At 66.7% G+C, this 24,922-nt stretch carries 22 protein-coding genes; 5 read left to right on the top strand and 17 right to left on the bottom strand.

What is annotated here, in order from left to right; genetic code table 11:
- Nucleotides 1-83: 83 nt before the first annotated feature.
- From arsH to G7Y82_RS11840, 5 genes are read right to left on the bottom strand one after another with little or no spacing between them, the layout of a single operon-like run.
- Nucleotides 84-827 carry an arsenical resistance protein ArsH gene (gene arsH, locus G7Y82_RS11820; protein ID WP_168148340.1) on the bottom strand — a complete coding sequence of 248 codons (744 nt, stop codon included), beginning with the start codon at nt 825-827 and terminating at the stop codon, nt 84-86.
- Nucleotides 824-1,264, bottom strand: a complete 441-nt coding sequence (gene arsC, locus G7Y82_RS11825) for an arsenate reductase (glutaredoxin) (protein WP_168148341.1) — start codon at nt 1,262-1,264, stop codon at nt 824-826. The genes arsH and arsC overlap by 4 nt, the downstream gene beginning before the upstream one ends.
- An 8-nt stretch (nt 1,265-1,272) precedes the next feature.
- Nucleotides 1,273-2,325, bottom strand: a complete 1,053-nt coding sequence (gene arsB / locus G7Y82_RS11830; protein ID WP_168148342.1) for an ACR3 family arsenite efflux transporter — start codon at nt 2,323-2,325, stop codon at nt 1,273-1,275.
- Nucleotides 2,326-2,327: 2 nt separating this feature from the next.
- Nucleotides 2,328-2,660: an ArsR/SmtB family transcription factor gene (locus G7Y82_RS11835; protein ID WP_168148343.1), complete on the bottom strand. Its 333-nt coding sequence runs from the start codon at nt 2,658-2,660 to the stop codon at nt 2,328-2,330.
- 4 nt (nt 2,661-2,664) lie between these two features.
- Entirely contained in the window at nt 2,665-2,973 is a 309-nt protein-coding gene (locus tag G7Y82_RS11840) for a hypothetical protein (protein ID WP_168148344.1), read from the bottom strand.
- Here G7Y82_RS11840 and G7Y82_RS11845 point away from each other — a divergent pair.
- Nucleotides 2,959-5,904 carry a sensor histidine kinase gene (locus G7Y82_RS11845; protein WP_168148345.1) on the top strand — a complete coding sequence of 982 codons (2,946 nt, stop codon included), beginning with the start codon at nt 2,959-2,961 and terminating at the stop codon, nt 5,902-5,904. The genes G7Y82_RS11840 and G7Y82_RS11845 overlap by 15 nt on opposite strands.
- A 57-nt stretch (nt 5,905-5,961) precedes the next feature.
- Here G7Y82_RS11845 and G7Y82_RS11850 read toward each other — a convergent pair whose 3' ends face one another.
- Complete coding sequence (locus G7Y82_RS11850) at nt 5,962-6,783, bottom strand: alpha/beta fold hydrolase (RefSeq protein ID WP_168148346.1); 822 nt, start codon at nt 6,781-6,783, stop codon at nt 5,962-5,964.
- 68 nt (nt 6,784-6,851) lie between these two features.
- Complete coding sequence (locus tag G7Y82_RS11855; RefSeq protein ID WP_168148347.1) at nt 6,852-7,574, bottom strand: pirin family protein; 723 nt, start codon at nt 7,572-7,574, stop codon at nt 6,852-6,854.
- Between the two features lie 117 nt (nt 7,575-7,691).
- Here G7Y82_RS11855 and G7Y82_RS11860 point away from each other — a divergent pair, with 117 nt between their 5' ends.
- The gene (locus tag G7Y82_RS11860) at nt 7,692-8,603 is read left to right on the top strand and encodes a LysR family transcriptional regulator (RefSeq protein ID WP_168148348.1); all 912 of its coding nucleotides are present in this window, start codon (nt 7,692-7,694) and stop codon (nt 8,601-8,603) included.
- An 11-nt stretch (nt 8,604-8,614) separates the two neighbouring features.
- Here the strand turns inward: G7Y82_RS11860 and G7Y82_RS11865 are convergent, their stop codons facing one another.
- Genes G7Y82_RS11865 through G7Y82_RS11895 form a run of 7 tightly spaced genes read right to left on the bottom strand, consistent with a single transcriptional unit; the run spans nt 8,615 to nt 15,737 of the window.
- A complete protein-coding gene (locus tag G7Y82_RS11865; RefSeq protein WP_206370628.1) occupies nt 8,615-10,003 on the bottom strand; it encodes an alginate export family protein in 1,389 nt (462 codons plus the stop codon).
- 16 nt (nt 10,004-10,019) lie between these two features.
- Nucleotides 10,020-10,886 carry a hypothetical protein gene (locus G7Y82_RS11870; protein ID WP_206370631.1) on the bottom strand — a complete coding sequence of 289 codons (867 nt, stop codon included), beginning with the start codon at nt 10,884-10,886 and terminating at the stop codon, nt 10,020-10,022.
- 18 nt (nt 10,887-10,904) lie between these two features.
- The gene (locus G7Y82_RS11875; RefSeq protein ID WP_168148349.1) at nt 10,905-12,500 is read right to left on the bottom strand and encodes an MFS transporter; all 1,596 of its coding nucleotides are present in this window, start codon (nt 12,498-12,500) and stop codon (nt 10,905-10,907) included.
- Nucleotides 12,497-12,925: a DoxX family protein gene (locus G7Y82_RS11880; RefSeq protein WP_168148513.1), complete on the bottom strand. Its 429-nt coding sequence runs from the start codon at nt 12,923-12,925 to the stop codon at nt 12,497-12,499. The genes G7Y82_RS11875 and G7Y82_RS11880 overlap by 4 nt, the downstream gene beginning before the upstream one ends.
- On the bottom strand, nt 12,925-14,796 hold the full coding sequence (locus G7Y82_RS11885) for an amidohydrolase (protein WP_168148350.1): 1,872 nt from the start codon (nt 14,794-14,796) through the stop codon (nt 12,925-12,927). Before G7Y82_RS11885 ends, G7Y82_RS11880 begins: the two co-directional genes overlap by 1 nt.
- Nucleotides 14,793-15,062 (bottom strand): DUF1427 family protein, encoded by a 270-nt coding sequence (locus tag G7Y82_RS11890; protein ID WP_168148351.1) that lies wholly within the window; start codon nt 15,060-15,062, stop codon nt 14,793-14,795. The genes G7Y82_RS11885 and G7Y82_RS11890 overlap by 4 nt, the downstream gene beginning before the upstream one ends.
- 21 nt (nt 15,063-15,083) lie before the next feature.
- A complete protein-coding gene (locus G7Y82_RS11895; protein ID WP_168148352.1) occupies nt 15,084-15,737 on the bottom strand; it encodes a hydrolase in 654 nt (217 codons plus the stop codon).
- Between the two features lie 216 nt (nt 15,738-15,953).
- Here G7Y82_RS11895 and G7Y82_RS11900 point away from each other — a divergent pair, with 216 nt between their 5' ends.
- Entirely contained in the window at nt 15,954-17,156 is a 1,203-nt protein-coding gene (locus tag G7Y82_RS11900; RefSeq protein ID WP_168148353.1) for an ATP-binding protein, read from the top strand.
- Nucleotides 17,153-17,782 (top strand): response regulator transcription factor, encoded by a 630-nt coding sequence (locus tag G7Y82_RS11905; protein ID WP_168148354.1) that lies wholly within the window; start codon nt 17,153-17,155, stop codon nt 17,780-17,782. Before G7Y82_RS11900 ends, G7Y82_RS11905 begins: the two co-directional genes overlap by 4 nt.
- 66 nt (nt 17,783-17,848) lie before the next feature.
- Here G7Y82_RS11905 and G7Y82_RS21190 read toward each other — a convergent pair whose 3' ends face one another.
- The 3 genes from G7Y82_RS21190 to G7Y82_RS11920 form a co-directional block, all read right to left on the bottom strand.
- Nucleotides 17,849-20,968 (bottom strand): WD40/YVTN/BNR-like repeat-containing protein, encoded by a 3,120-nt coding sequence (locus G7Y82_RS21190; protein WP_206370632.1) that lies wholly within the window; start codon nt 20,966-20,968, stop codon nt 17,849-17,851.
- A 56-nt stretch (nt 20,969-21,024) separates the two neighbouring features.
- On the bottom strand, nt 21,025-23,187 hold the full coding sequence (locus tag G7Y82_RS11915; protein ID WP_168148355.1) for a TonB-dependent receptor: 2,163 nt from the start codon (nt 23,185-23,187) through the stop codon (nt 21,025-21,027).
- Nucleotides 23,188-23,345: 158 nt separating this feature from the next.
- Nucleotides 23,346-23,765: a winged helix-turn-helix transcriptional regulator gene (locus G7Y82_RS11920; protein WP_168148356.1), complete on the bottom strand. Its 420-nt coding sequence runs from the start codon at nt 23,763-23,765 to the stop codon at nt 23,346-23,348.
- A 111-nt stretch (nt 23,766-23,876) separates the two neighbouring features.
- Between G7Y82_RS11920 and G7Y82_RS11925 the strand changes: the two genes are divergently transcribed.
- Nucleotides 23,877-24,896 carry an SDR family oxidoreductase gene (locus G7Y82_RS11925; protein WP_168148357.1) on the top strand — a complete coding sequence of 340 codons (1,020 nt, stop codon included), beginning with the start codon at nt 23,877-23,879 and terminating at the stop codon, nt 24,894-24,896.
- Nucleotides 24,897-24,922 lie beyond the last annotated feature (26 nt).

Consider the following 24,922-nt stretch of genomic DNA (forward strand, 5'->3'; position numbering starts at 1 on the left):
TTTTCTGGAGGAGAAAGCCACGGCATCGGCCGCCCCGATTCCCCTCGCCGTCGGGGCGGCCGCTCTGTCGATTTCGGCGGCGCTCAGCCGCGGATCGCCCGTGTCGCAAGATCGTTGTTGGCGTCGACCGGCCGCTGCTGCTCGCGACGCTCCGAGTAACGGTCGACCAGCTGCGCCGCGTGCGGCCGCATCAGCACCGTGAAGCGCAGCAGTTCTTCCATGACGTCGACGATGCGGTCGTAATACGACGACGGCTTCATGCGGCCGGCTTCGTCGAACTCCTCGTAAGCCTTGGCCACGCTCGATTGATTGGGGATCGTCATCATGCGCATCCAGCGGCCGAGCAGGCGCAGCGTGTTGACTGCGTTGAACGACTGCGAGCCGCCCGACACCTGCATGACCGCCAGTGTGCGCCCCTGCGTCGGCCGCATGCCGCCCATGTTCAGCGGCAGGTGGTCGATCTGCGCTTTCATCACGCCGGTGATCTGGCCATGCCGCTCGGGGCTGCACCAGACCTGCCCCTCCGACCACATCGACAGCGCGCGCAGTTCCTGCACGGCCGGATGATCGTCGCCAGCCACCTGGTCCGGCAGCGGCAGATCGGACGGATCGAAGATTCGCGTCTCGGCCCCAAAGTAGCGCAGCAGCCGCGCGGCTTCCTCGACCGCCAGGCGCGAGTACGAACGGGTGCGCAGCGAACCGTAGAGCAGCAGGATGCGCGGCGCCGGCTGATCGGCGCCCAGCCCCGCCGCCGGCCGCTGATACGCGTACGCCGGATCGAGCGCCGGCAGATGATCCGGGTCCGGCAACGTGCGCAAGCGCGTCACGACGACATGCCCTGCACACGTCGGCCGTCGGCGTCGATGACGCGCTCGCCATCTTCCTTGGTGAACGCGCCACGCTGCGAGGCCGGCAGCAGATCGAGCACCTGCTCCGACGGCCGGCACAGCCGCACGCCGAGCGGGCTGACGACGATCGGTCGGTTGATCAGGATCGGGTGCGCGAGCATCGCGTCGAGCAGCGCAGTGTTCGTGATATCGGCCGCGTCGAGTCCCAGCTCGGCGACCAGCGGCTCCTTGGCGCGCAGCAACTCGCGTGGCGCGATCGCCATGCGCGCCAGCAGCGATTCGAGCATCGCCCGGCTCGGCGGTGTCTTCAGATATTCGACGACATGCGGTTCGAGACCGGCGTTGCGAATCATCGCCAGTGTATTGCGTGACGTGCCGCAGTTCGGGTTGTGATAAATGACGAGATCGGACGTCATCGGCGTGCTCATTCGGAAATGGGAGTCGCGCGACGCAGACGCAGCGCGACATGGACCAGCGCCAGCAGCACCGGCACTTCGACCAGCGGCCCGATCACCGTCGCGAACGCGACCGGTGATGCCAGACCGTAGCTGGCAATGGCGACGGCAATCGCCAGCTCGAAGTTGTTACTGGCGGCGGTGAATGCAATCGCCGTGGTGCGCGGATAGTCGGCATCGATCAGACGGCCCATGGCGTAGCTGATCGCGAACATCAGCAGAAAGTAGATCGCCAAGGGCACCGCGATGCGCAGCGCATCGAACGGCAGCGCCAACAGCTGGTCACCCTTGAGACTGAACATCGCCACAATCGTGAACAGCAATGCGATCAAGGTCAGCGGCGCGATGCGCGGCACGAAATGCTGCTCGTACCACTCGTCGCCGCGCACGCGGATCAGCCACCAGCGCGTCGCAAAACCGGCGACGAACGGAATGCCCAGATAGGTCAGCACCGCCTGGGTGACGACGCCATAACCGACATCGAGCACCTGCCCGTGCAGACCGAACAGCGGCGGCAGTACCGACAGGAACAGCCACGCATAGGTACTGAAGAACAGAATCTGGAACAAAGAATTGAACGCGACCAGGCCAGCGGCGTAGGTACCGCTGCCGCAGGCCAGCTGATTCCAGATCAGCACCATGGCGATGCAGCGTGCCAGGCCGATCAGAATCAGCCCGGTCATGTAGGCCGGCTGATCACGCAGGAAAATCACCGCCAGGGCGAACATCAGCAGCGGCCCGATCAGCCAGTTCTGCACCAGCGACAGCAGCAGGATGCGGCTGTCCTTGAATACCGTCGGCAGCGCTTGATAGCGCACGCGTGCCAGCGGCGGATAAAGCATCACGATCAGGCCGATCGCGATCGGAATATTGGTGTGGCCGATCGACAGCGCACTGAGCGCTTTCGGCAGGCCGCCGACCGTGGTCGCGAGTACCACGCCGGCGACCATCGCCAGCACGATCCACAGCGTCAGGTAGCGATCGAGAAAGCCGAGACGGCCGGCAACGGAGGGCCTCGACATCGTCAGCAATCTTGGCAGTTTTGGGGCGGCGCGCATGCGGCGTCGAGCGCGCCGTCGGCGCAGCAGTTTTCGGTGAGGTAATCGAGCAGGCCGTTCATCGCCTTGAAGTCCGGGCTGTAGATCACATAACGCCCGTCCTGCCGCGACGTGATCAGACCTGCGGCGCTCAGGCCCTTGAGGTGAAACGACAGCGCATTTGGCGCCAGCTTCAGCGCGGCGGCGATCTCGCCGGCCGGCATACCGTCGGCGCCCTTGCGCACCAGCAGACGGAATACCGCGAGCCGGTGTACCTGCGCCAGCGCGGTCAGTCGAGTCACGGCCGTTTCGATCTTCATTATTTCAATGATTATTGAAATAAATAGACGTGTCAACAACGATTGAAATGTCGATGCCGCCGATACTGGTGATCAAGGTGCCCGGCAAGGCGAGGACTTGCCGATGCGCGCCGATCAATGCTATCGAGGCGCCCTGCTGCTCCCCCTCGGAAATTGCCCTGTCATGCTTTGCTGCTCGCCCCTCGAGCGCTGCTTCGCCGTGTGCGCGTCGTGGCTGCCCGCCTGTGCCCGACTGGCACTGCTCCTGCTCGGCCTCGGCTTCAGCACCACCAGCCTCGCGCTCGATCCACAGCGCACGATGCAACAGTTCCATCACACCCGCTGGACCAATCGCAACGGTGCACCGGGCGAAATCTTCACGATGGCGCAGACCCGCGACGGCTATCTGTGGCTCGGCACGCCGATCGGGCTGGTCCGCTTCGACGGGATCCGCTTCGAACCGCTGTCGGCGCTGACGTCCGATGCCCTGAAATCGAACGACATCTACTCCCTGCTGGCGACCGCGGACGGCGCGCTGTGGATCGGCCTTGGCGAGCACGGCGTGGCGCGTTACGCCAACGGCCGCCTGACGTCGTACAGCGAGGCGCAGGGCTTTGCCCACGCCACCGTCAAGTCACTGGCAACCGAAGCCGACGGTACGCTCTGGGCCGCGACCACCAAGGCGGTGATGCGCTTCGACGGCCGACGCTGGCAAGCGCAACCTGGCCTCGCCTCCGTCGGGGCGCAAGCGGTGTTTGTCGACCGTCAGGGGCGCGTATGGCTTGCCGGCGCGGGGCATATCTGGATGAGACCGGCAGGCGGCCGGAGCTTCGAGGACACGGGTATCCGTGTCGGCGTCGTCGCGCAGTTCGCGCAGGCTCGCGACGGCTCGATCTGGATCGCCGAGACCAGCCGCTCGGCACGCCGGATCTGGGGCCCCGATGGCCGGGACGAATCATCGGAAATTCGAGTGGGCTCCAATGCCTTGCTGTTCGACCGCGACGGCACGCTCTGGGTGACGACGCTCGGCGACGGTTTACGCCGCAGCGTCCACCCTGATGCGCTGCAGGGCCGCGAGGTCGCGCAGTTCGGCAGCGAAGTCGGGCGGTTCAGCCAGCACGACGGACTCAGCGCGAACTTCACGTATTCCATCGTCGAGGACCGCGAGGGCGACATCTGGGTCGGTACCGCACGCGGACTCGACCGCTTCCGTCCGGCTCCGATCGTGGCCGTCCCGTTGCCATCCGACTATCACGCATTGTTGATGCAAGCTGACGATGATGGCGGCGTCTGGCTGGGTAGCGCCAGCCGGCCGCTGGCGCACGTCGACGCGCACGGCAACGTGCACGACACCGGCCGCGATATCGCACTCAACGCCGCCTACCGCAGCGACGACGGCAGCCTGTGGTGGAGCAACGAACCCTGGCTATTGCATCAGTCCGGTGATGCGGTGTCCCGCATTCGCTTGCCCGACAGCATTGCCGGCTCGACGCTGCAGTGGATCACCGTCGATGGGCACAACCGCCCCTGGATCGGGATTCCCGGCGCTGGCGCCTTCGTCCGCGCCGACGGGCGCTGGCGTCATCTCGACGCAGTCGACGGCGCTCCCGCGGGCACGGCGCCGGCCGCGCATCGCGGCCGTGACGGACGCGTCTGGATCGCCTACGCCGACGGCCATGTGGTGGTGACCGACGGCTCGCAGACCCGTCGCTACGGTCGGGACGACGGACTCGACATCGGCACGCTCCGCGTCATCGGCGGCGACCGGCACACCTGGATCGGGGGCAGCCAGGGTGTTGCCTTGTTCGCGCACGACACCTTCCACCGGCTGACGCCGGCACTCGGCATGAAACTCGCCGACGTCATCGGCGTCGTCGAGGCCAACGACGGCTCACTGTGGATCGCCGACGGTGCCGGCATCGTGCGGATTGCAGCGCGAGACGTCGCGCGTTTCGTCGACGATCCGGCGTCCGTCGTGCCGATGCGGCGCTTCGATCATCTCGACGGCCTGCCAGGCGCCATCCAGCAGGCGTCGCTGCATCCGGCGGCGATTCGCGGCAGCGACGGCCGTCTGTGGTTCTCGACGATCAACGGCTTGGCCTGGGTCGATCCTCTGCATCTGCCCCGCAATTCCGTCGCACCCCAGGTTTTGTGGCGTAGCGTCACCGCTGGTGGACGCACGCAGACGCCGATGGCCGCGACCCGCATGCCGCCGGCAACCCACGAGGTCCGTATCGACTACACCGCGCCCAGCCTCAGCATTCCGGAACGGGTGCGCTTTCGCTATCGGCTCGTCGGCGTCGATCGCGACTGGCAGGACGCCGGCGATCGACGCGAAGCGGTCTACACCAACCTCGGGCCAGGTCATTACCGATTCGAGGTCATGGCCGCCAACGGCGACGGCGTCTGGAGCCCGCAAGCCTCGACTTGGGCGTTCAGCATCGCGCCGGCGTTCTATCAAACCCGCTGGTTCGCACTGCTCTGCGCACTCCTCGCGATACTGCTGCTATGGGCATTGCACCGCCTCCGTCTGCGCCAGATCACGCGCAAGCTGGACCTGCTGCACCGTGAACGCCTTGACGAACGGCAGCGTATCGCCCGTGAATTGCACGACACGATGCTGCAAAGCGTACAGGGGCTGGTTCTGCGCTTTCAGGCCGCGCTTTCAGCACTGCCCACCGGCGACCCGGCGCACGATGCCCTGCTTGGCACGCTGGACCGCGCCAATCTGGCCATTGAGGAAGGCCGCGACCGTATTGCGCAACTCCGCGACGACGATCGAGGCGATGACCTGCCGGAGGCCATCGCTGCCGCCGTCGCTGGCATATCGTTCGCGGGCGACGAAGCAGCGCCAAGTTTCGCGCTGCACGTGTACGGCAACCGTCGGCCGCTGTGCGCGGCGATCGATGAGGCGTTGTTCTGCATCGCGGTCGAAGCGCTGCACAACGCGTTTCGCCATGCCGCGGCCGCACATATCGCCGTTACCCTGCATTACGAACCGCGCCGGCTGCGCCTGCTTGTCGCCGACGACGGTCGCGGCATCGACGATCCGACCGTCCTGCAACTCGGCCGCCCCGGCCACTGGGGCTTGCCCGGCATGCGCGAACGGGCATCGGCGATTGGCGGCCAGTGGTTGCTGCGCAGCAGCGCGGGTGGCACCACCGTGGAAGTCGACGTCCCCGCTGCCCGCGCCTATCTGCGGGGTCGTCCGTCGCTGCGAGCTTGGCTGCGCCGCAGCTGGCCGCGCAACGAAAAACCGAAATGAGATGCCAGAAAGTACCGGGCACTGCATGCAGTGCCCGGCTTCGCACATCAAACGGCTTCAGCTCTGCAGGAACGCCAGCAGGTCGGCGTTGATCTCGTCGCGGTGCGTGACCGGCAGGCCGTGGCTGCCGCCCTTGTAGATCTTCAGCGTGCCGTTCTTGACCAGCTTGGCCGCCGGGATCGCCGAGGCCTGGATCGGCACGATCTGGTCGTCGTCGCCGTGCAGGAACAGGGTCGGCATGTCCATCTTCTTCAGATCCTCGGTGTAGTCGACTTCCGAGAATTCGTGAATGCAGTCGATCAGGCCCTTGATGCCGCCCATCATGCCCTGCAGCCAGAACGAATCGCGCGCGCCTTCAGAGATCGTCGCGCCTTCGCGGTTGTAGCCGAAGAACGGCATCGTCAAATCCTTGAAGAACTGCGAGCGGTCTTCGTAGGTCGCCTTGCGAATACCGTCGAAGACCTCGAGCGGCAGGCCGTCGGGATTGGCCTCGGTCTTCAGCATCAGCGGCGGCACGGCGCCGATCAGCACCGCCTTGGCGACGCGGGCGCCGCCGTGACGGCCGATGTAATGCGCGACTTCACCGCCGCCGGTCGAGTGACCGACCAGCATCGCGTCCTTCAGATCCAGCGCGTTGATCAGGGCCGCCAGATCGTCGGCGTAATGATCCATGTCGTTGCCGTCCCATGTCTGCTCCGAGCGGCCGTGGCTGCGGCGGTCGTGGGCGATCACGCGATAGCCCTTGCTGGCCAGAAACTGCATCTGCGTGTCCCAGGCGTCGGCCGACAGCGGCCAGCCATGGCTGAACACGACGGGCTGCCCTTTGCCCCAGTCCTTGTAATAGATCGTGGTGCCGTCCTGCGTTTTGATCGTGGCCATCTCGAAACACTCCTTTGCGTGTGGAAAGCGGCGCGACCGGATGTCGCGCCGCCAGTGACTTCAAACTTTCAGTTCATGACCGGCAGTTCGTTCGGACGCAGGTCGAACAGCAGGACCTCCGCCTCTTCGCCGCCGGAGAACGTCAGCGCCTGCGACTCGCGGATGCGGGCGCTGTCGCCGGTCTGCAAGCGCTGACCGTTGAGCTCGACGCTGCCGCGGGCGACGTGGACGTAGGCGTAACGATCCTTCGGCATCTCGAAGGTCGCGGTCTCGTCGCCGTCGAACAGGCCGGCATAGACGCGCGTGTCCTGACGGATGCGCAGCGACTCGTCGATGCCGTCCGGCGACAGGATCAGGCGCAGGCGACCGCGCTTTTCCTCGTCGCTGAAATAGCGCTCCTGATAGTCCGGCTTGGCACCGAGTACGTTCGGCACGATCCAGATCTGCAGGAAGTGCACGTCCTCGACGCGCGAGTTGTTGAACTCGCTGTGTGAGACGCCGGTGCCGGCACTCATGATCTGCACGTCACCCGGGCGAATCACCGAGCCGCTGCCCATCGAGTCACGGTGCGCGAGCGCGCCGTCGAGCACGTACGAGAAGATCTCCATGTCGCGGTGCGGGTGTGTGCCGAAGCCCTCGCCCGCATCGACCTGATCGTCGTTGATCACGCGCAGGTCGGAGAAGCCGACCGCTTCCGGGTTGTAGTAGCTACCGAACGAGAACGTGTGGCGCGAGCGCAGCCAGCCGTGGTTGGCGACGCCGCGGGTGTTGGCAGTGCTGATGTCGAACATGGTGAGGCTCCTTTTCGTGGATCGATCGGATTCCCGATCTGATGGAGCCATCGTAATGTCGCCATTCGATTCGATAAATCGCCTAATATGCGATTCATCGTCTCCAACTAGATGACAATGAATCAGCTCGAAGATATGCGCATCTACGTCGCCGTGGTCGATGCCGGCACGTTGACCGAGGCCGCCGACCAACTCGGCCTGTCCAAGCAATACGTCAGCAAGCGGCTGATGGCACTGGAGTCGCGTCTGCACGTCCGGCTGCTGATCCGCACCACGCGCAGCCTGCGGACCACCGACATCGGTCAGCGCTACTACGAGCAGGCGCAGCGCGTCATCGACGAGGTCGAGCAGATCGATGCGGAGATCGCCGAGCAGAACGCCTCGCCGCGCGGCCTGCTGCGTGTCGCCGCGCCGATGACCTTCGGCACCATGCACTTGTCGCCAGCCCTGCCGCGCTTTCTCGGCGCGCATCCGGACGTGGCGCTGGAGCTGACGCTCAACGATCGCACCATCGACCTGATCGGCGAAGGCTTCGACGTCGGCGTGCGCATCGGCGCCCTGCCCGACTCGACGCTGGTCGCGCAGCAGGTGGCGACGATGGAAATGGTCACCTGCTGCAGTCCCGACTATCGCCAGCGCCGCGGCGCGCCGCAAAGGCCGGCCGAGCTGGCGCGCTTCGACTGCCTGCTCTACGGCCATCAGCGCCGCGTTGAATGGCGCTTCGCACAGGCCGGCAAGCCGCTGGCGATCAGTGTCGCCGGGCGCTTGTGCGCGAACAACGGCGAGGTGATCCGCGACGCTGCCTGCGCCGGACTCGGTTACGCGCATCTGCCGACCTTCATCGTCGGCGACGCGATCGCGCGCGGCGAGCTGGTCACGGTACTCGACGGTTGGCGGCCGCCGGCGGCTGGCGTGCACACGGTCTATCCCAGCCATCGCCAGGCGTCACTGGCGGTGCGCGCATTTGCCGACTTCATGCGCAGCACCTTCGCCGCGGCGACGCGCGGCGCACCGCGGCCGGCGAACTGAAGGCAGACTGCTCACCACAGCCATTGCAGTTCGATGCCGAGGTAGTCGCTGTCGCGGCCACCGGCGCGTTCGACGGTGCGGCCGGCATCGAAATGCACCGCTTCAAACGCCGCGTTCAGGCCCGCCGTCGCCTGCCACGACACGCGCAGCTGTCCATAGGCGCCCGTCCAGCGGCCACCGTTGCCGGCGGTGCCGGCGATCGGCAGGTCCGGCTGCACATAGACGGCGTCGTGGACGGTCTGACGCCATTGCAGGGCACCGGACAGCATCACGCTGAGCCCGGTCGCTGGCGTCAGCGTCAGCGACGGTTTGATGTGAACCAGATTGACGTCGCCGGTGTAGCCGCCGCGCGTGAAGTAGCTGCCGTTCGGGAACAGCGGGTTGAGTGCTTCGAGCCGTCGGTCTGTCGGATCGCGGTCACCGGAAGCAAGATCGAGCTGTACGCCCAGCCGTGGCTGCGACCACATCGTCGCCATGCGATAGCCGCTCCGCGCGCCGAGTGCCCAGGCCCGCACGTCAAGCCCGCCGACACGGCCCTGCTGGCCCATCGCTTCGAGATCCCAGTCGAAGCCGCCGACGGCTGCCGCAAAACGCAGGTCGACAATGTTGCGCCACTCGTCACCGTCGACGGTCGTGTAGTGCGCGTCTGCCGCCTCATAGCGCGCGTAGTACGCCGACAGCTCACCGTCGCCGAACACGCGCCGCTCGACACGCAGGGTATGAAAGCGCAGTCGGCCGTTGGAGCGATCGTCGAAGTCTGCGCCGTCGCGATACTGCACCGGCTGACTGATGAAGCCGAGCACGCGCCAGCGCGTCCACTCGAAATCGAACCATGCGGCGTCGAACGACTGGCGCACGTTCGGGCCTTCACGCAGCGATACGAAACGCTGCAGATCGAACGCGAAGTCCTGACGCCCGGCGCGCAGCTTGAGCACGGCGTCGCCCGCGCGTCCCTTGTATTCGACAAACGCATTGCGCAGATCGAGCCGATTGGCATCGGCCGGCCCAGGCTGCCGCTTGCCATAGGCGCGCGCGTCTTCGAGTTGCACGAACGCGCGCCAGTCGTCGACGTGCAACTCGGCATGCGCTTGCACGCGCTGCAGCAGATCGCCGTCCGCGTGCCGGCCGCCGGCACCGAGATGCGCCGCGGCGTTCGATTCGTAGCGCTCGCGCACGGACAAGCCGGTCGACAGCCACATCGCGTCGGTGATCGACAGTGCTTTCAGCGTATCGAGCGGTTGCGTGCGCCGCGCCGGATCAAGCAGCGCCGACCAGTCTTCCTGCCAGCGATCGACGTCACGTGCCGGCCGCGCCGCAGCATCGGCCAACGCCTGGTTCGCCGGCGCTGACAGCAGCAGCGCGCCCGCGATCAGCGCGGCCAGGGTCGAAGGATGGCGCACCTGCGGCTCTTCAGTTCTAGCTGTGCAGCTCGGCGATATAGCCGCCCGGGAATTCGACGATGGTGCTGTGCCGGCCGCCGCTGGCGAGCACCGGCGTCAGTTCGCGTAGGCCCTTGGATTTGCCCTTGGTCAGCGTCGCCGCCAGATCGTCGACGGCGTAGCCGGTCAGCTCGTGGCCGTACGGATACGGCAGATGTCCGTCGCTGACGATGACCCGCATCGCGCCGAACCCGGACGTCAGGTCGATGCGGCGATAACGGTCGCCGGGTCGGCCGATCTCGGCGGCATCGGCTTCGCGCTCGTCGCGCACGACACTGCCACCGGAGAATTTCAGGAAGCTGTGGACGAACGCGTCGACGCGGTCGGCGGACAGATAGACGCGATTCTCCGGTACGTGCTGGAGCGCTGCGTACGACGGCGCCTTGAAGTGCCAGTAGAACTGCATCTTCACCCCACCCGGCCACTCGACCACCGCGTCACGACCGACCGGATCCTTGAACGGCTCGACGATCACGTCGGCGCCGGCGCGACGGGCCGCCGCCAGCGCCGCGTCGAGATCGGTGACCAGGTAGCCGGTCCGTTCCTGACCGAACGGATATGGAATCGGCGTCGTGAACGCGAACGTCGACAAGGTGCCGGCCGGCGTCCACACATACTGCAGTTCAGCGCTGCTGGGCGTCGGCGTCACGGTCGCGGTGATGCGCGGCGACGGCTTGCCGCCGAACGTGGCCGTGAACGCTTCGACGAAAGCGTCGAAGTCTTGAGCGGCGACGTAGACATGCGTGGTGTCGTACTGCGGCCCCACGGCGATCGGCGCGGCCCGGGCCTGCATCGCCAGCAGTACGAGGCCCAGCGCCAGCAGTGAACGGAACAAGGCGGTCATGACAAAACTCCGGTGAATTCAGGAAGGCGGAAGTGAACGCGCGTCGAGCGCCAGCAGATGGCGGACCAACGGCGGTTCGGAGCCGCGGTGGAAGCGCAGCGCCCCGCGCTGCAGATCGGCATCAGCGTTCGAGACGCGTTGGTGCTGACGCAAGTGTTCAACCCATGACTCGACGAAGAACCACTCGACGATGCGCTGCGGATCGGCGGTGTCCTCGCTCAGGCCCCAGAGATAGGCGCCGTCGCGGCGGCGCGCCCACGACAGCTCGCGCGCCATCGAATGGAAGGCGGCGCGGTCGGCGGTGTCGACGCGGTACTCGATCTGCACCAGCACCGGGCCGCGCTCGTGCTCGACCGGTGCTGCCAGCGCCGGCTCCGCCCAGTGATGCGCGGCCTGCAGATCGACGTCGCCGCTCGGCAGCCGCCAGCGCAGCGCCAGCAGTGCCACCGCCACCAGCCCGAGCGTGGCGGCCAGCAACGCGGCGGTCAGGCCGAAGTGTTGTGCGACGATGCCCCAGCCGAAGCTGCCGATTGCCATCGCGCCGTTGAACACGGTCAGATAGACGGCCAGGCCGCGGCCGCGCACCCAGTTCGGCAACACGCTTTGCGCGATGCCGTTGAGCGTGGTCAGCGCCGCGATCCACGCGCCACCCATCGCGAACAGCAGGACAACCGCCACCAGCGGCGGCGGGCGCAGTGTCAGCGTCGCGATCACGGCGGCGACCAGCCATGCGGCGCCGAGCAGCAGGCGTTCGATCCCCAGCCGATGGCGGATCCGCGGCATCCACACCGCCCCGGCGATGGCCCCGAGACCGATGGCGCCGAGCAGCAGGCCGTAGAAGCCGGCGCCTCCCCCCAGCAACTGTCGTGCGACCAGTGGCAGCAGTGCCCAGATCGCGCTGGCAAAAACGAAGAACAAGGCGACGCGCAGCAGCACGATATGCAGTGCCGGACTGGCACGCACGTAGCGCATACCGGCGCGGAAGGCGCCGCCGAAATGTTCGGGCAAGGCCTGCTCGGACGGCGCACGACGCCACCACAGCAACGCCGCGATGACGGCCGCGTAGCTGAGCACGTCGACGGCATAGGTCAGCGCCGCGCCGAAGGCCAGCAGCAGCGCCCCGCCGAGCGCCGGACCAATCGCGCGGGCGATGTTGAAGCCGAGCGAATTGAGCGCCACCGCTTCGCGCAGGTCGCGACGCGGCACCAACTCGGGAACGATGGCTTGCCAGCTCGGCGAAATCAGCGCCATGCCGGCGCCGCCGGCAAACGTCAGCGCCACCAGCGCCGGCACGGTCAGATGGCCGCTCGCGGTCAACGCCGAGAGCGTCAGGCTGACCAGCGCCAGCATCAATTGCACGGCAATCAGAAAGCGACGTCGGTCGAGCAGATCCGACAACACGCCGGCCGGAATCGCCAGCAGGAAGACCGGCAGGGTCGCGGCGGTCTGGATCAGCGCCACCGCGGTCGCGCTCGGCGACAACTCGGTGACCATCCAGGCGCTGGCGACGTCACGCATGAACGTGCCGGTATTGCCCAGCACCGTCGCCGCCCACAGTACGGCGAACGTTCGCTGCCGCAGCGGCGCGAAGCCCGAGGCGCTATCGTCGCTCATGGTGCGGACCGCGCTTGCAGATCCTGCCAGGCGACGAGCAAGAATCCACCGGTCAGGCCCAGGTGCTCGAAGAACGCGTTGGCGACCGGACCACGTATGCCGTCGGCGGCGTGCCAGTCGCGGTTGGCGATCAACGTCGCCATCAGCGTGAACGCCGCCAGCGTCAGCGCACCGAACCAGCGCAGGCGGCCGCTGAGCACCAGAACCGATGCGAGTAGTTCGACGCTCAGCGTCAGTGCCGCGAACAGCGCCGCTGGCGCCAGACCGAAGCTGTGCATCTCGTCGATCGCTGCCGGAAAGGCGAACAGCTTCACCAGCCCGCCCTGCAGGTACGCCGAGCACAGACACAGCAGCGCTATGGCATGTACCGGCGGTGACGCGGCCCTTGTGGCGAGACGCCCCGCCCATGACGGCGGCGCACGCATCAGACTGCCCAGCACGCGCAGCCCAGCGCGCCCCAGAAGCCCTGATAGTCGGAGACCGGCACGCTGTTGTTCCAGGCACGCGCGTGGTCGTGGCCGTGCACGGCGCACTGCTTCGTGCAGGCGCAAGCGGCGGCCATGCGCGGCTGCACGTCCGGCGCGGCCCAGGCGGCGTAGCCGCCGTAGCGACGCACCGGCGACCAGTCCGGCATCGCTGGCGGTGGGCTGTCCTCGTCGTAGCGTGCGAAGTCGCCGGCGGCATAGACGACCTTGCCGCCGACCAGCGTCAGCAACGAGCTGGTGTCGGCGATCTCGTCCTCGGCGCAGGCAAAGAAATCGCGATCCGGCACGATCAGATCAGCGAGCTGGCCGGCGGCGATGCGGCCCTTGCGACCTTCCTCGTTCGAGAACCAGGTGACGTTCTCGGTCCACATGCGCAGCGCCGTCTCGCGCTCGAGGCAGTTCATGCGCGGATAGATCTGCAGCCCCCCGACGGTCTTGCCGGTGATCAGCCAGGCCAGCGAGACCCAGGGGTTGTACGACGCCACACGCGTGGCGTCGGTGCCGGCCGAGACCTTGACGCCGGCGTTGAGGATGCGCGCCACCGGCGGCGTCTCTTCGGCGGCGCCGCGCCCGTAGCGCTCGACGAAGTATTCACCCTGATAGGCCATGCGGTGCTGCAACGCGATGCCGCCGCCGAGCGCGGCGATGCGGTCGATCGAATGCGCGGAGATGGTCTCGGCATGGTCGAAGAACCAGTTCAGACCGTCGAGCGGAATGTCCTGATTGACGCGCTCGAAGACGTCGAGCGCACGACTGATCGTCTCGTCGTAGGTCGCATGCAGGCGCCACGGCCAGCGGTTCTGCGCGAGAATGCGCACAACCGCCTCCAGCTCGCCTTCCATCTCCGGCGCCATGTCGGGGCGCGGCTGGCGGAAGTCCTCGAAGTCCGCCGCCGAAAACACCAGCATCTCGCCGGCGCCGTTGTGGCGGAAGTAGTCGTCGCCCTGCTGATAGGTGACCGACTGCGTCCATTTCAGGAAGTCGTCCTTCTCTTGCTTCGGCTTCTGCGTGAACAGGTTGTAGGCCAGACGGATCGTCAGTTGGCCGGCGTCCGCGAGCTGGCGGATGACCTCGTAGTCCTCGGGGTAATTCTGAAAGCCGCCGCCGGCGTCGATCGCGCCGGTCACGCCGAGCCGGTTGAGCTCGCGCATGAAGTGGCGCGTCGAGTTGAGCTGGTATTCCGGCGGCAACTTCGGCCCCTTGGCCAGCGTCGCGTAGAGAATCGCGGCATTCGGCCTGGCCAGCAGCAGGCCCGTGGGATTGCCGTGCGCGTCTCGTGTGATCTCCCCGCCCGGCGGCTGCGGCGTGTCTTTCGTGTAGCCGACCGCACGCAGCGCCGCGCCATTGAGCAGGGCGCGGTCGTACAGATGCAGGATGAAGACCGGTGTATCCGGCGCCGCGGCATTGAGTTCGTCGATGGTCGGCAGGCGCTTCTCGGCGAACTGGTGTTCGGTGAAGCCGCCGACCACGCGCACCCATTGTGGGGCCGGCGTGATCGCCACCTGGGCCTTGAGCATCGCCATCGCGTCGGACAGCGAGCGCACGCCGTCCCAGCGCAGTTCGAGGTTGAAGTTCAGGCCGCCGCGGATCAGGTGCAGATGGTTGTCGATCAGGCCCGGCAGCACGCGGCGGCCGTGCAGATCGATGACGCGCGTGTGGCTGCCGGCGTGACGCATCGCGTCGTAGTCGTCGCCGACGGCGAGAAAGCGGCCGTCCTTGATCGCCACCGCCGTGGCGCGCGGCTGCTCGGGGTCGAGTGTCGCGAACAGGCCGTGATGCAGGATCAGATCGGCTGTGGGGGTTTCACTCATGGTTGGGATTCCTCATCGACGGCCGCGCGCCGTCTGGCCTGCGGCATCTGGCCGAAAATGTGGGGACGGACCTGTTCACCGATCCACGACACCTGCGTGTCGCGCGACCACAGTTGGCGCGCCAGCGGCGGCACCTGCTCGCCGAGCAGGATGCCGAGCAGGCCGAGCAGCGCGATCACCGGCGGCGCCGGCGATCGCACCCCGAACAGGCCGTAGATCAGGCCGACGAAGACGCCGACGGCCAGCGACAGCAGATACGGTTTCATGGTGGGCTCCGACGCTCCGGCTCAGCCTTCGTGGGCGCCGAACATGCTCTTGGCGTAAATGATGCCGAGGCCGTAAGAGCCGCCATACTTGCGGGCGATGCCGGTCGTCATGTCGTAGGTGCCGGAGCGCGCCCAGTCACGCTGCAGTTCCAACAGATACTGAAGCGAGGTCATCGGCGTCACGCCGGCTTGCACCATGCGCTGCATCGCGCGTTCGTGCGCCTCGCTCGAAACGTCGCCGCAGGCGTCGGCGATGACGTAGACCTCGAAGCCCTGATCGAGCGCCGACAGCGTCGGCCCGACGATGCAGACCGACGTCCACAAGCCGGCGAAGACCAGCCGCTTCTTGCCGATGCGGTTGACCTCGGCGATGACCTGTGCGTCCTCCCAGGTGTTCATCGACGTGCGATCGAGCAGCGCCTGCCCCGGAAACGGCGCGGTCACCTCGTCGAACATCGGCCCGGAGAAACTTTTCTCGGCGACCGTCGTCAGGATCGTCGGCACCTTGAAGCCGGCGGCGGCGCTGGCAATCAGCGCCGCATTGTTGCGCAGATTGACGGCGTCGATCGAATGCGTGGCAAACGACATCTGCGACTGGAAGTCGATCAGGATCAGCGCGTGGTCCTGCGGCGAGATCAGTTTGGCGCCGGGCGTCGGCGTGGCATTGACAGTCATCTGGGTTCCCCTGATTGGCGTGGCGGTAGCCCCGGTGGTGACGGCGGCTTGGAGCAATGCTGAGCGGTCGGCGCCGCGCGCAACATCCCGGATCGGGCCACGCTGCGCTCCCCCATCCGGGGGAGTCGCTGCCACCGGACACCGAATTACCCGATCGGGGGATGCGCCGCCGCGGCCGGCACGAGATAAGGAGCACTGGCCCATGCGGTGAACGCAATGCAACGTGAAGCTGTCGGCATTCCCGGCGTGATCGGACTGCTGGGCCTCTGGCTCTGCGGCCTCGCCGGCGCGTCGCCCGCCGTGTTCGGCAGCGCGACGATCCGCGCCGTCACCGTCGGCGACCATGTCTACGCGGCACACAGCGGCCTGCTGCTACCGCCAGGGACGCGCAGCCTGCGCATCGACTACGAGCTGACCGACCCGCTGGCGCATTTCGCCTACCGGCTCGACAACGTCGATCCGCAGTGGCGCATTGCCGGCGGCCGTCTGCAGGCGGCCTACACGAATCTCGAACCGGGCAGCTACCGCTTCCGCATCGCCGTGACCGACGCCGACGGCAGCGATCCGTTCGAGGCGGCGCGTCTCGACTTTCGCATCGCGCCGCGCTACTTCCAGACCTGGTGGTTCCGGCTCGCCTGCACGATCGCGGCGCTGGCGGCTTTGTGGCTGCTCTACCTGCTGCGCCTGCGGCAGATGACGCTGCGCCTGCGCGTGCGGCTTGAAGAACGCTACGGCGAGCGCGAACGCATCGCCCGCGAACTGCACGACACCCTGCTGCAGAGCATCCAGGGACTGCTCCTGCGCTTCGAGGCCTTTGCCGCGGACATTCGCGATCCAGCCACCCGAGCGCAGTTCGAGCGGACGCTGGACCGCGCCGACGCGGTACTCGTCGAAGGCCGAGAGCGTGTCCGTCTGCTGCGCGAGATGGCGCTGCCGGCTCAGGAGCTCGAGGAGGCTTACACGCAGATTGCAGACGAGCTGGCGTTGCTGCGCCCGGTACCGTTCCGGGTCACGCCGGATCGCGAGCATCGCCGGCCGTTGAATCCGCTGGTGCGCGACGAGTTGCTGCAGCTTGGACGCGAAGCGCTCAATAATGCCTTCCAGCACGCCCAGGCCCGGCACATCGACGTGCTGATCGCTTACGGTCGCAAGGAGCTGGAACTGCTGATCCGCGATGACGGCCGCGGCATCGATCGGGCTATTCTTGCGGCCGGTGGACGGCCGGGACACTGGGGGTTGTCGAACATGCGCGAACGGGCAGACAAGATCGGAGCGACGTTTGTGATCCGCAGCGAGTCGGGCGTCGGCACCGAAGTCACGGTCCGGGTGCCGGCCGCGGCCGCCTACTGCAACCGCTCGGCGCGGCGCTGGCTGCGCGAGCTGGCCGGGCGCGCGGTCGCCCACGACGTGCTGCCATGAACGGGCCGGCCCGGATCCGCGTGATGGTCGTCGACGACCATCCGCTGCTGCGCGAAGGCATCGCCGCGGTGCTGGCGCGGCAGACCGACATCGAGCTGGTCGCTGAAGCGGCCGATGGTCTCGAGGCGATCGAACAGTTCCGCCAGCATCGTCCGGACGTGACGCTGATGGACCTGCAGATGCCGCGCATGAACGGCATCGACGCGATCGCTGCGATCCGTCGCGACCATCCGGCGGCGCGCATGGTCGTGTTGACGACGTACAAAGGCGACGCGCAGGCACTACGCGCGATCAAGGCCGGCGCCACCGGTTATCTGCTGAAAAGCACGCTGCGCAAGGAGATGGTCGAAACGATTCGCAGCGTGCACGCCGGGCGCCGCCACGTGCCGGCCGAGATCGCCTGCGAGATCGCCGAGCACGTCGCCGACGACGCGCTGAGCCTGCGCGAGATCGACGTACTCGGCCGCGTCGCAGTCGGCAACACCAACCGCGAGGTCGCACGGCAGCTCGGCATTTCCGAGGAAACCGTCAAGGCGCATCTCAAGAACCTCTTCGCCAAGCTCAGCGCCAAGGACCGGACGCACGCGGTCATGCTCGCGCTCAAGCGGGGAATCCTGCAGATTTGAGCGACGCATAAAAAAGGGGCGGCGGTGCCTGCGCACCGCCGCCCCGTCACTTCAACCGCTTTCGCCTCAGGCGCGGCGCGCCCGGCCGATGAAGCGGCGCCGGCGCAGCGCCGCCGCGAGCATCAGCAGCACCAGCATTGCCGGTTCCATCGCACCGCCACCGTTGCCGCCGCTGGTCGTACCGCCAGTCGTGCTGCCGCCAGTCGTGCTGCCGCCCGTGGTGCTGCCGCCCGTGGTGCTACCGCCTGTGGTGCTACCGCCTGTGGTGTCGCCACCGGTACTGCCGCCGCTGGTGCTGTCGCCGAACGTATAGCGATAGACCCCACGACCGTAGACCGCCGCGTAGAGCCCGGTGTCGTCCGCCGGATCCACCTGCAGCCAGCTGATGACGGTGCTCGGCAGGCCGTCGCCCAGGACGGTCCAGCTGCTGCCGTTGGCGTCGGACGAGATGAAGGCACCGATATCGGTACCGACAATCACCTGGCCGTCGTGCAGCGCAATCGACTGGAACGGCACGTCCGGCAGATCGCCCGAAATATCGGTGAAGGTCTCGCCCGCGTCGGTGGACTTGTAGACATGGCCGCTGCCGATGTCCGTGTTGGTATCGAGGTACGAATCCGGCGTCACCCACTGGCGATTGGCGTAGCCGGCCAGCGCCACGTAGACCGTCTTCGGATCGTTGGGGTCGATGGCGATGCCGCTGATATAGCGGTTCGGCAGGCCGGTGCCGGTGGCGAAATGCCAGCCGTCGCTGGTGCCGGCCTGCGGTGCGGCGTCGCCGCCGACGTTGGTCGCGATGCCGCTCTTGAAGCCCTGGTCGGTGTGATTGAGGATGTCGCACACGCCGCAATAACCGACGTAGGCCGCATCGCCGTGCAGCGCGACGGTCGACATGGTGTTGGTCGCGCCGCTGTCCGCGGTACCGAGATCGAAGACCTGCGTCCAGCTGCCGCTCGGACCTTCGAGGCGCTCGACGATTTCCTGGCCGCCCGTCATCAGGTGGTTGGCGTTCAGCGGGTCCATGACGAATACGGTGTCGAACATCGCATTGGTCAGCGACGGCGCGATGCTGGTCCAGCTGGCACCGCCGTCCTGCGTGACGCGAATGTCGCCGTAGGTGTACTCGGTGTAGGCCGTCTGGCTGTTGTCCGGATCGACGGCGGCGTAGAAGCCGTCGCCACCGTACGTCATGTAGTACTTGCCGTCGGTGTCGATCTTGCCGGAACCATTGTCCTGCAGTCCCCACCAGACGACGCCGTCCTTGGCCGCAGCAATGCCGTATGGCAGCGTGGTGTTGAAGCCGTTGTTGGCGCCATCGCCCCAGTTGGCATTGCCGAAGTCCGAGCTCGAATCGACGTGCTGCGTGTAGGCGCCGCCGTCGTTGCCGATCACCACCGTCACGCCGCCACTACCGTCGTCATCCGGAATGAAGATGCCGGCGTGCTGGTCGGGATGCGCAGTGTTGTGCGGCAGCGGATCGTTGCTCAGCGGGCAGATCGGCAGGCCCAGCGTCAGCGCACCGCAGGTATCGCCGGCAAAGTAGTCGGCAATCACCTTGAAGTCGCTCGGGCCGGCCTGCAGCAGACCGTTGAGCGGCACATTGGTGAGTCGGTTCATCCACACTTCTTCGAGGCCGAACAACAGGCGCGTCGGCACACCGTTGAGCTGGCGCGTGGGATCGGGGTTGACCCACAGGTTGTAGTAAGCCTGCACGCCCGGCGCATAGCCGAGCGCGCTTTCGACGAGCAGTGCCGAGCCGGTACCCGGCGCGGTGATTTCGGTGGTGTCGGCCATCCGCGTCCAGGTCTTGCCGAAGTCCGGCGAGACGTAGATGCCGTTGAACAGCGACGAATTCAGCAGCGAGGTCAGACCGGTCGGATCGTACAGCGCTTCCGGCGCGTCGAGGATCGGATAGCCGCCGTTGAACAGCACCGCGTCCTCGACCATCGCGTAGACGTAGTTGTGGTTCTGATCGGCGCCGATCACCGGTCCCAGGGCGATGCGGCCGATGCGATTCTGCACGGCGAAGCCGGCGGGCGACAGCGTGTTGATCGTGTCGGTATCCCAGCGCGTGAAGCTGCCGTCGGCACCGGTATCCGAGTAATACAGGCCGTTGCCCGGCGCATGCGGCGTGCTCGCGGCGTCCGGGAAGGTGGCGCCGTTGCCGGCGCGATAGCCGACCGCGGCGAGCACCTGGCCGCCGGTTTCGTCGGTCGTACCGCCCGGCTCCTTGACGATGACGTCGGTGACGAAGTTGGCGAACTCGCACTCCGCGTCGTAACGGCCGTCGCAGTTTCCGCCGACCGGCAGGCTGATCAGCGTGTAGCTGCGACCGGCGTCGGTCGAGCGGTAAAGGCCCTTGCTGGTGCCCAGATAGACCTTGTTCGGATCGGAATGATCGACCGCGACCTTGAAGCCCATGATGCCGTCCGGCACCCCCGACGCCAGCGTCCAGGTCTTGCCCATGTCGTTCGACCAGAACGCACCGAGACCGACGAAGGTGCCGCCGCCCATGCTCGGCTCGCCGCCGAGGGCAATGACGGTGCCGCCGCCGGCCGAGCTCCAGGCGACCGCGCCGATGGTCTGCGATGGCAAGCTGTCGCCGATCGACTGCCAGGTCTGGCCCTTGTCCGGGCTCATCCAGACGCCGCCGTTACCGACGCTGGCGAACAGACGCTTGTTGACGGCATCGTAGTCGAAGCTGTCGATACGGCCGCTGACGTTGACCAGGCCTTCGCCGTTGACGGCCGGATAACGGCTGTCATTGGAGATCACCGGGCCGCTGCCGTAGGCCGACCACTGGCCGGCGGCACCGGTCACCGCATCCTGCTTGGAGACCAGTTCGCTCTTGCGCTGCACTGCCGCCAGCATCGCGCCGGGCTTGGGATCGTTGCCGAAGCGCGCCGAACGGTCGCGCTCCATGGCCATGCGCTCGTGCGGCGATTCGAAGGTGCGGCCGCGGACGCAGGCGGCGGATTCCATCTCGCCGTTGGCTTCGCGTACCCCACCTTCGCGACGGTAGCCGTCCGGGCACAGACCGGTGACGGCGAAGCGCGCCAGCTGATAGGCCTGCACCGGGTTGTGCACGCCGTGGCGCGGTGCCCACCATGCTGTTGCGGCGGCGATACCGCCGATGATAACGACGGCGGTGGCCGGCAACAGCCACCTGTTTTTCGTTTCAGCCATGAAAAATCCCCTGATCCCTGAAACTGTGTTGGAAAACGTATTGCGGCGATGCACGTCTAGAACGCCATCGTCAGGCCCAGCTCGACCGAGCGGGCCGGCAGACGGTAATGCGCGGTGACCCCTTCCGCCGGTTGCGTCTCCGGCGCTTCGGTGGTCGTCACCTCGCTGAATTCACTTTGCGACACCAGATCGCGGCGGTCGGACAGGTTGCGGCCGGTCAATGCCAGTGTCCACGCGCCGCGGCGATAGCCCAGGCGCGCATCGACGGTCTTGTAGGCGCCGGCCTTGCCGCTGTTGTCCTCGTCCAACTCGCGCGCACCGACGTAATTCATCATCACGTTGCCGAACAACCCGGTGGCGCCCTCGTACATCAGGCCGGCGGACGCCAGTTGATGCGGCGACATCGGCATCTGCTTGCCGGACAGATCGTCGCCGTCCGGCGACATGCCGCGGCGAATCTGCGCATCGTGATACGAATAGCTGCCGAGCACGCGCCAGCGCTCGGTCAAATGCCAGTCGATCTCGATTTCGGCACCACGCAAACGCGTCGCGCCGAGATTGAAGGCGCCGCCGGATTCAGCCACCAGCACATTGTCGAAGTCCATCCAGAACGCCGACGTCTCGATTCCGAGACGGCCGCCGGCGAGCTGCGAATGCAGGCCGAGCTCGTAGCTGTTCGCGGTCTCCGGGCTGAGAATCTCGGCTTCCGATTCCGGCGCGAACTCGAAGGCCGCCGGCTTGAAGCTGTTGCGGTAATCGGCGAAGGCGACGAGCTGATCACGGCCGTCGTGCCAGAAGCGCCAGCTGCTGCCGAGCGTACCGGTCAGCCGAAGATTGGTGTCGTGCACCTCTTCTTCGATCTCCCCGTCCGGCTTGTCGACGACGCCGTTGCCGTCGAGTTCTTCCTCGCGCTCGCCCTTGCGCGCCTCGTACGTCAGGTTGAGGCGCAGGCCGGTGAACAGCGACAGCTCGGGCGCGATCTGCCAGTCGGACTGCGCGTACAGGCCACCGAACGCTCGGCCATCATAGGCCTCGCCGCCCTTGGTCTTGTTGCCGCTCTTGAGCGAAGGACGGTCGCCGCCGTCGAGCGACACCGTGTACTCGTACAGATCATTCTTCTGTCCGGCGTAACCGAGCAGCGCGTCGGCGCCGTAGACGAGATGTGCCTTGCGACCCCAAGGCAAGCTGGTGTGGTGATCGAGATAGACATCGACTTCGCCACGCGTCTGTTCGTAGCCGTCGGCATTCGGTGCCGGGTTCTCCGGCGATTCGAGAAAGCCGCGGATGATGTGCGCGCCGCTCAGCGCCACCGACACCATGCTCTCGTGGCTGCGATCGCCTTCGCGGCGTGATCGTCCGAAATTGAACTGCGCCCGGGCCTCGTCATAGACCGCATCGGATGGATTGTGGTTGGCGTCGAGCGGCGTGGCGGTCGTGGGCTTGCCGTTTTCGAAGACCACCGGACTATCCGGCTTCTGGTGCACCAGCCCCAGGTCCACGTCCATCCACTTCGAACCCTGATCGGTGTCGCGGCTCGAACGATAGTTCGTATGCGCACGCAGATAGCCGGCATCGTCGTCGGCCAGATTGGTCTGCTCGACCGAGCCACTGATCGAGCGTCGCGTCGCCCCACGATTGCGCAAGGCGGTGGTGCCGCCGACCGAAAACGAACCGAGGTGCCCAGCCGGTCCGCCGCCGCTGATCCAGGCGCGCTGCGCCGACTCGCCGGCCGGATAATGAATGATGTGAATCACGCCAACGAACGAGGTCGCGCCGTACATGACCGGCGCGGCCCCGCGCATGATCTCGATGCGCTCGACGTTATTGAGATCGACCGTGGTCAGCGCCGGATTGAACGCCCCACCGGCCGGTACACCGTCGATCACCAACAGGAAGGCATCGACCTCCCGCAGTCCCCAGAGTGCGGGCACCGAACCGGCCGGACCACCGTCGCCGCCCGGCGAAACCTCGACGCCGGCAACGCCAGCGAGCGCTTCGCTGAGCGTCGTCGCCCCGCGCGCCCGCAGCGTATCGCCATCGACCACCGTCACCGACGCCGGCACGAAGCCGAGATCGTTCGAGACCCGGCTGGCCGTGACCACGTATTTACCCAGATCGGCGGGCTTCGACTCCGCCTCGGCCGCCAGCACTGCCCCAGGAAGCGCCGCAGACACCGCAAAACCGCCCGGCACGAGCCAGGCGCGCAAATTGATTGACACTGAAAGTTCCCCCGAACCCAGATGTCATGATAAATGACAAAATCCTGTCTGGATTGACGGGAAAACACCCAAGACCCTCAAAAAGAAAGATTCTTATTTGAGTTTGCGCAAAGGTATTACCGAGGGTCGCACGCTGCGAGTCGATCAGGAGGCGCGGCTCAACTGCCGTCGCGACCCGGCGCCGCCGCGACCTGATGCTCACGCGCCCATGCGAGCAGCTGGCGCAGGACCGGAATCAACGACCACGCCGCCTCGCTGAGCTGGTATTCGACGCGCAGGGGAATTTCCGCAAACGCGTTGCGCATGACCAAGCCATCGGCCGTCATCTCGCGTAGCTGGGCACTGAGCATGTGCTGGGTGATGCCGGGCAATGCGCGCCGCAATGCGCCGAAGCGCATTGCACCATCCATCAGGCAGGAGATGATCTCCATTTTCCACTTGCCGGTGATCGCCCGGGCAACGACGCGCAGGGCGCGCGTGTCAGCGCCGTTCGGTCCACAGTCGTCGCAGTTTCCGGCCGACGCCCGGATCAGGTCTGCCGTCGGCGTGCCCGCCGTCGCAATGGTCTGGTTTTCCATACCAGGTCTCTTTTTTCGTCCTACTTGAATGCCCTTCGGCTGAGCTCACACCCTACGCCCACCCGGCGCCTTGGCCAACAACGGCGGCGTCTTTGAATCATGGAGCAACGGATGAGTACGGTACTGGTCACCGGCGGCAGCGGGTTCGTGGGCGCATGGTCCATCGCGGCATTGCTGCAGAACGGTCATCAAGTGCGCACGACAGTGCGCGATCCGCGCCGCGTCGACGACGTGCACGCCATGCTCGAACGCGCCGGCGTCGCTGCCGAGGGGCGCCTGTCGTTCGTGATGGCCGATCTGACGCACGACAACGGCTGGCCGGAAGCCGTCCAGGGCTGCGACGCCGTCCTGCACGTGGCGTCGCCGTTTCCGGCCAGCGTGCCGCGCGACGAAAACGAGCTGATCGCACCTGCACGCGACGGCGCACTACGCGTACTGCGCGCATCGCGCGATGCCGGCGTGCGGCGCGTCGTCATGACTTCGTCGTTCGCCGCCGTCGGCTACGGCCACGCGCCACGCAGCACACCGTTCGACGAAAGCAATTGGACCGATCCCACACAAGCGGACGTCCAGCCCTACATCAAGTCGAAGACGCTGGCCGAGCGCGCGGCCTGGGACTTCATCGCCCGGGAAGGTGGCGCCTTGCAACTCGCCGTCGTCAATCCGGTCGGTATTTTCGGCCCGGTACTGAGCCGCGATCATGCCACGTCGATCGGGCTCGTCGAACAGTTGCTCGACGGCCGCATGCCGGCCGTGCCGAGGATCTATTTCGGCGTCGTCGACGTGCGCGACGTCGTCGATCTGCACCTGCGGGCGATGACCGATCCCGGCGCAGCCGGCGAACGCTTCATCGCCGTCGCCGGTCCGACGCTGTCAATGCACGACGTTGCGCGTCTGCTGCGCCGGCATTTCGGCGCGCGGGCGCGCCAGGTGCCGCGCTGGCAGATGCCGGACGGGCTCGTGCGTCTCGCCGCGCGACGGCAAGCCGCCTTGCGCGGCGTCCTGCCGCAACTCGGCATCCGCCGTGAATCGACGGCCGACAAGGCCCGGCAACGCCTCGGCTGGACACCGCGCAACAGCGAGGCCGCCTTGATCGCCACCGCCGAGAGCCTGCTCGCCGAACGCGTTTGATCGGGTTTGATCGCTCTTGAAATGGG

The sequence above is a fragment of the Solimonas marina genome (assembly GCF_012241385.1).
Taxonomy (GTDB): domain Bacteria; phylum Pseudomonadota; class Gammaproteobacteria; order Nevskiales; family Nevskiaceae; genus Solimonas; species Solimonas marina.

What these genes read in the sequence shown, in the direction of transcription:
- arsC (WP_168148341.1), bottom strand. Translation starts at nt 1,264, where the DNA reads ATGACGTCCGATCTCGTCATTTATCACAACCCGAACTGCGGCACGTCA.
- arsB (WP_168148342.1), bottom strand. Translation starts at nt 2,325, where the DNA reads ATGTCGAGGCCCTCCGTTGCCGGCCGTCTCGGCTTTCTCGATCGCTAC.
- G7Y82_RS11835 (WP_168148343.1), bottom strand. Translation starts at nt 2,660, where the DNA reads ATGAAGATCGAAACGGCCGTGACTCGACTGACCGCGCTGGCGCAGGTA.
- G7Y82_RS11845 (WP_168148345.1), top strand. Translation starts at nt 2,959, where the DNA reads ATGCAACAGTTCCATCACACCCGCTGGACCAATCGCAACGGTGCACCG.
- G7Y82_RS11840 (WP_168148344.1), bottom strand. Translation starts at nt 2,973, where the DNA reads ATGGAACTGTTGCATCGTGCGCTGTGGATCGAGCGCGAGGCTGGTGGT.
- G7Y82_RS11850 (WP_168148346.1), bottom strand. Translation starts at nt 6,783, where the DNA reads ATGGCCACGATCAAAACGCAGGACGGCACCACGATCTATTACAAGGAC.
- G7Y82_RS11855 (WP_168148347.1), bottom strand. Translation starts at nt 7,574, where the DNA reads ATGTTCGACATCAGCACTGCCAACACCCGCGGCGTCGCCAACCACGGC.
- G7Y82_RS11860 (WP_168148348.1), top strand. Translation starts at nt 7,692, where the DNA reads ATGAATCAGCTCGAAGATATGCGCATCTACGTCGCCGTGGTCGATGCC.
- G7Y82_RS11870 (WP_206370631.1), bottom strand. Translation starts at nt 10,886, where the DNA reads ATGACCGCCTTGTTCCGTTCACTGCTGGCGCTGGGCCTCGTACTGCTG.
- G7Y82_RS11875 (WP_168148349.1), bottom strand. Translation starts at nt 12,500, where the DNA reads ATGAGCGACGATAGCGCCTCGGGCTTCGCGCCGCTGCGGCAGCGAACG.
- G7Y82_RS11880 (WP_168148513.1), bottom strand. Translation starts at nt 12,925, where the DNA reads ATGCGTGCGCCGCCGTCATGGGCGGGGCGTCTCGCCACAAGGGCCGCG.
- G7Y82_RS11885 (WP_168148350.1), bottom strand. Translation starts at nt 14,796, where the DNA reads ATGAGTGAAACCCCCACAGCCGATCTGATCCTGCATCACGGCCTGTTC.
- G7Y82_RS11890 (WP_168148351.1), bottom strand. Translation starts at nt 15,062, where the DNA reads ATGAAACCGTATCTGCTGTCGCTGGCCGTCGGCGTCTTCGTCGGCCTG.
- G7Y82_RS11895 (WP_168148352.1), bottom strand. Translation starts at nt 15,737, where the DNA reads ATGACTGTCAATGCCACGCCGACGCCCGGCGCCAAACTGATCTCGCCG.
- G7Y82_RS11900 (WP_168148353.1), top strand. Translation starts at nt 15,954, where the DNA reads ATGCAACGTGAAGCTGTCGGCATTCCCGGCGTGATCGGACTGCTGGGC.
- G7Y82_RS11905 (WP_168148354.1), top strand. Translation starts at nt 17,153, where the DNA reads ATGAACGGGCCGGCCCGGATCCGCGTGATGGTCGTCGACGACCATCCG.
- G7Y82_RS21190 (WP_206370632.1), bottom strand. Translation starts at nt 20,968, where the DNA reads ATGGCTGAAACGAAAAACAGGTGGCTGTTGCCGGCCACCGCCGTCGTT.
- G7Y82_RS11920 (WP_168148356.1), bottom strand. Translation starts at nt 23,765, where the DNA reads ATGGAAAACCAGACCATTGCGACGGCGGGCACGCCGACGGCAGACCTG.
- G7Y82_RS11925 (WP_168148357.1), top strand. Translation starts at nt 23,877, where the DNA reads ATGAGTACGGTACTGGTCACCGGCGGCAGCGGGTTCGTGGGCGCATGG.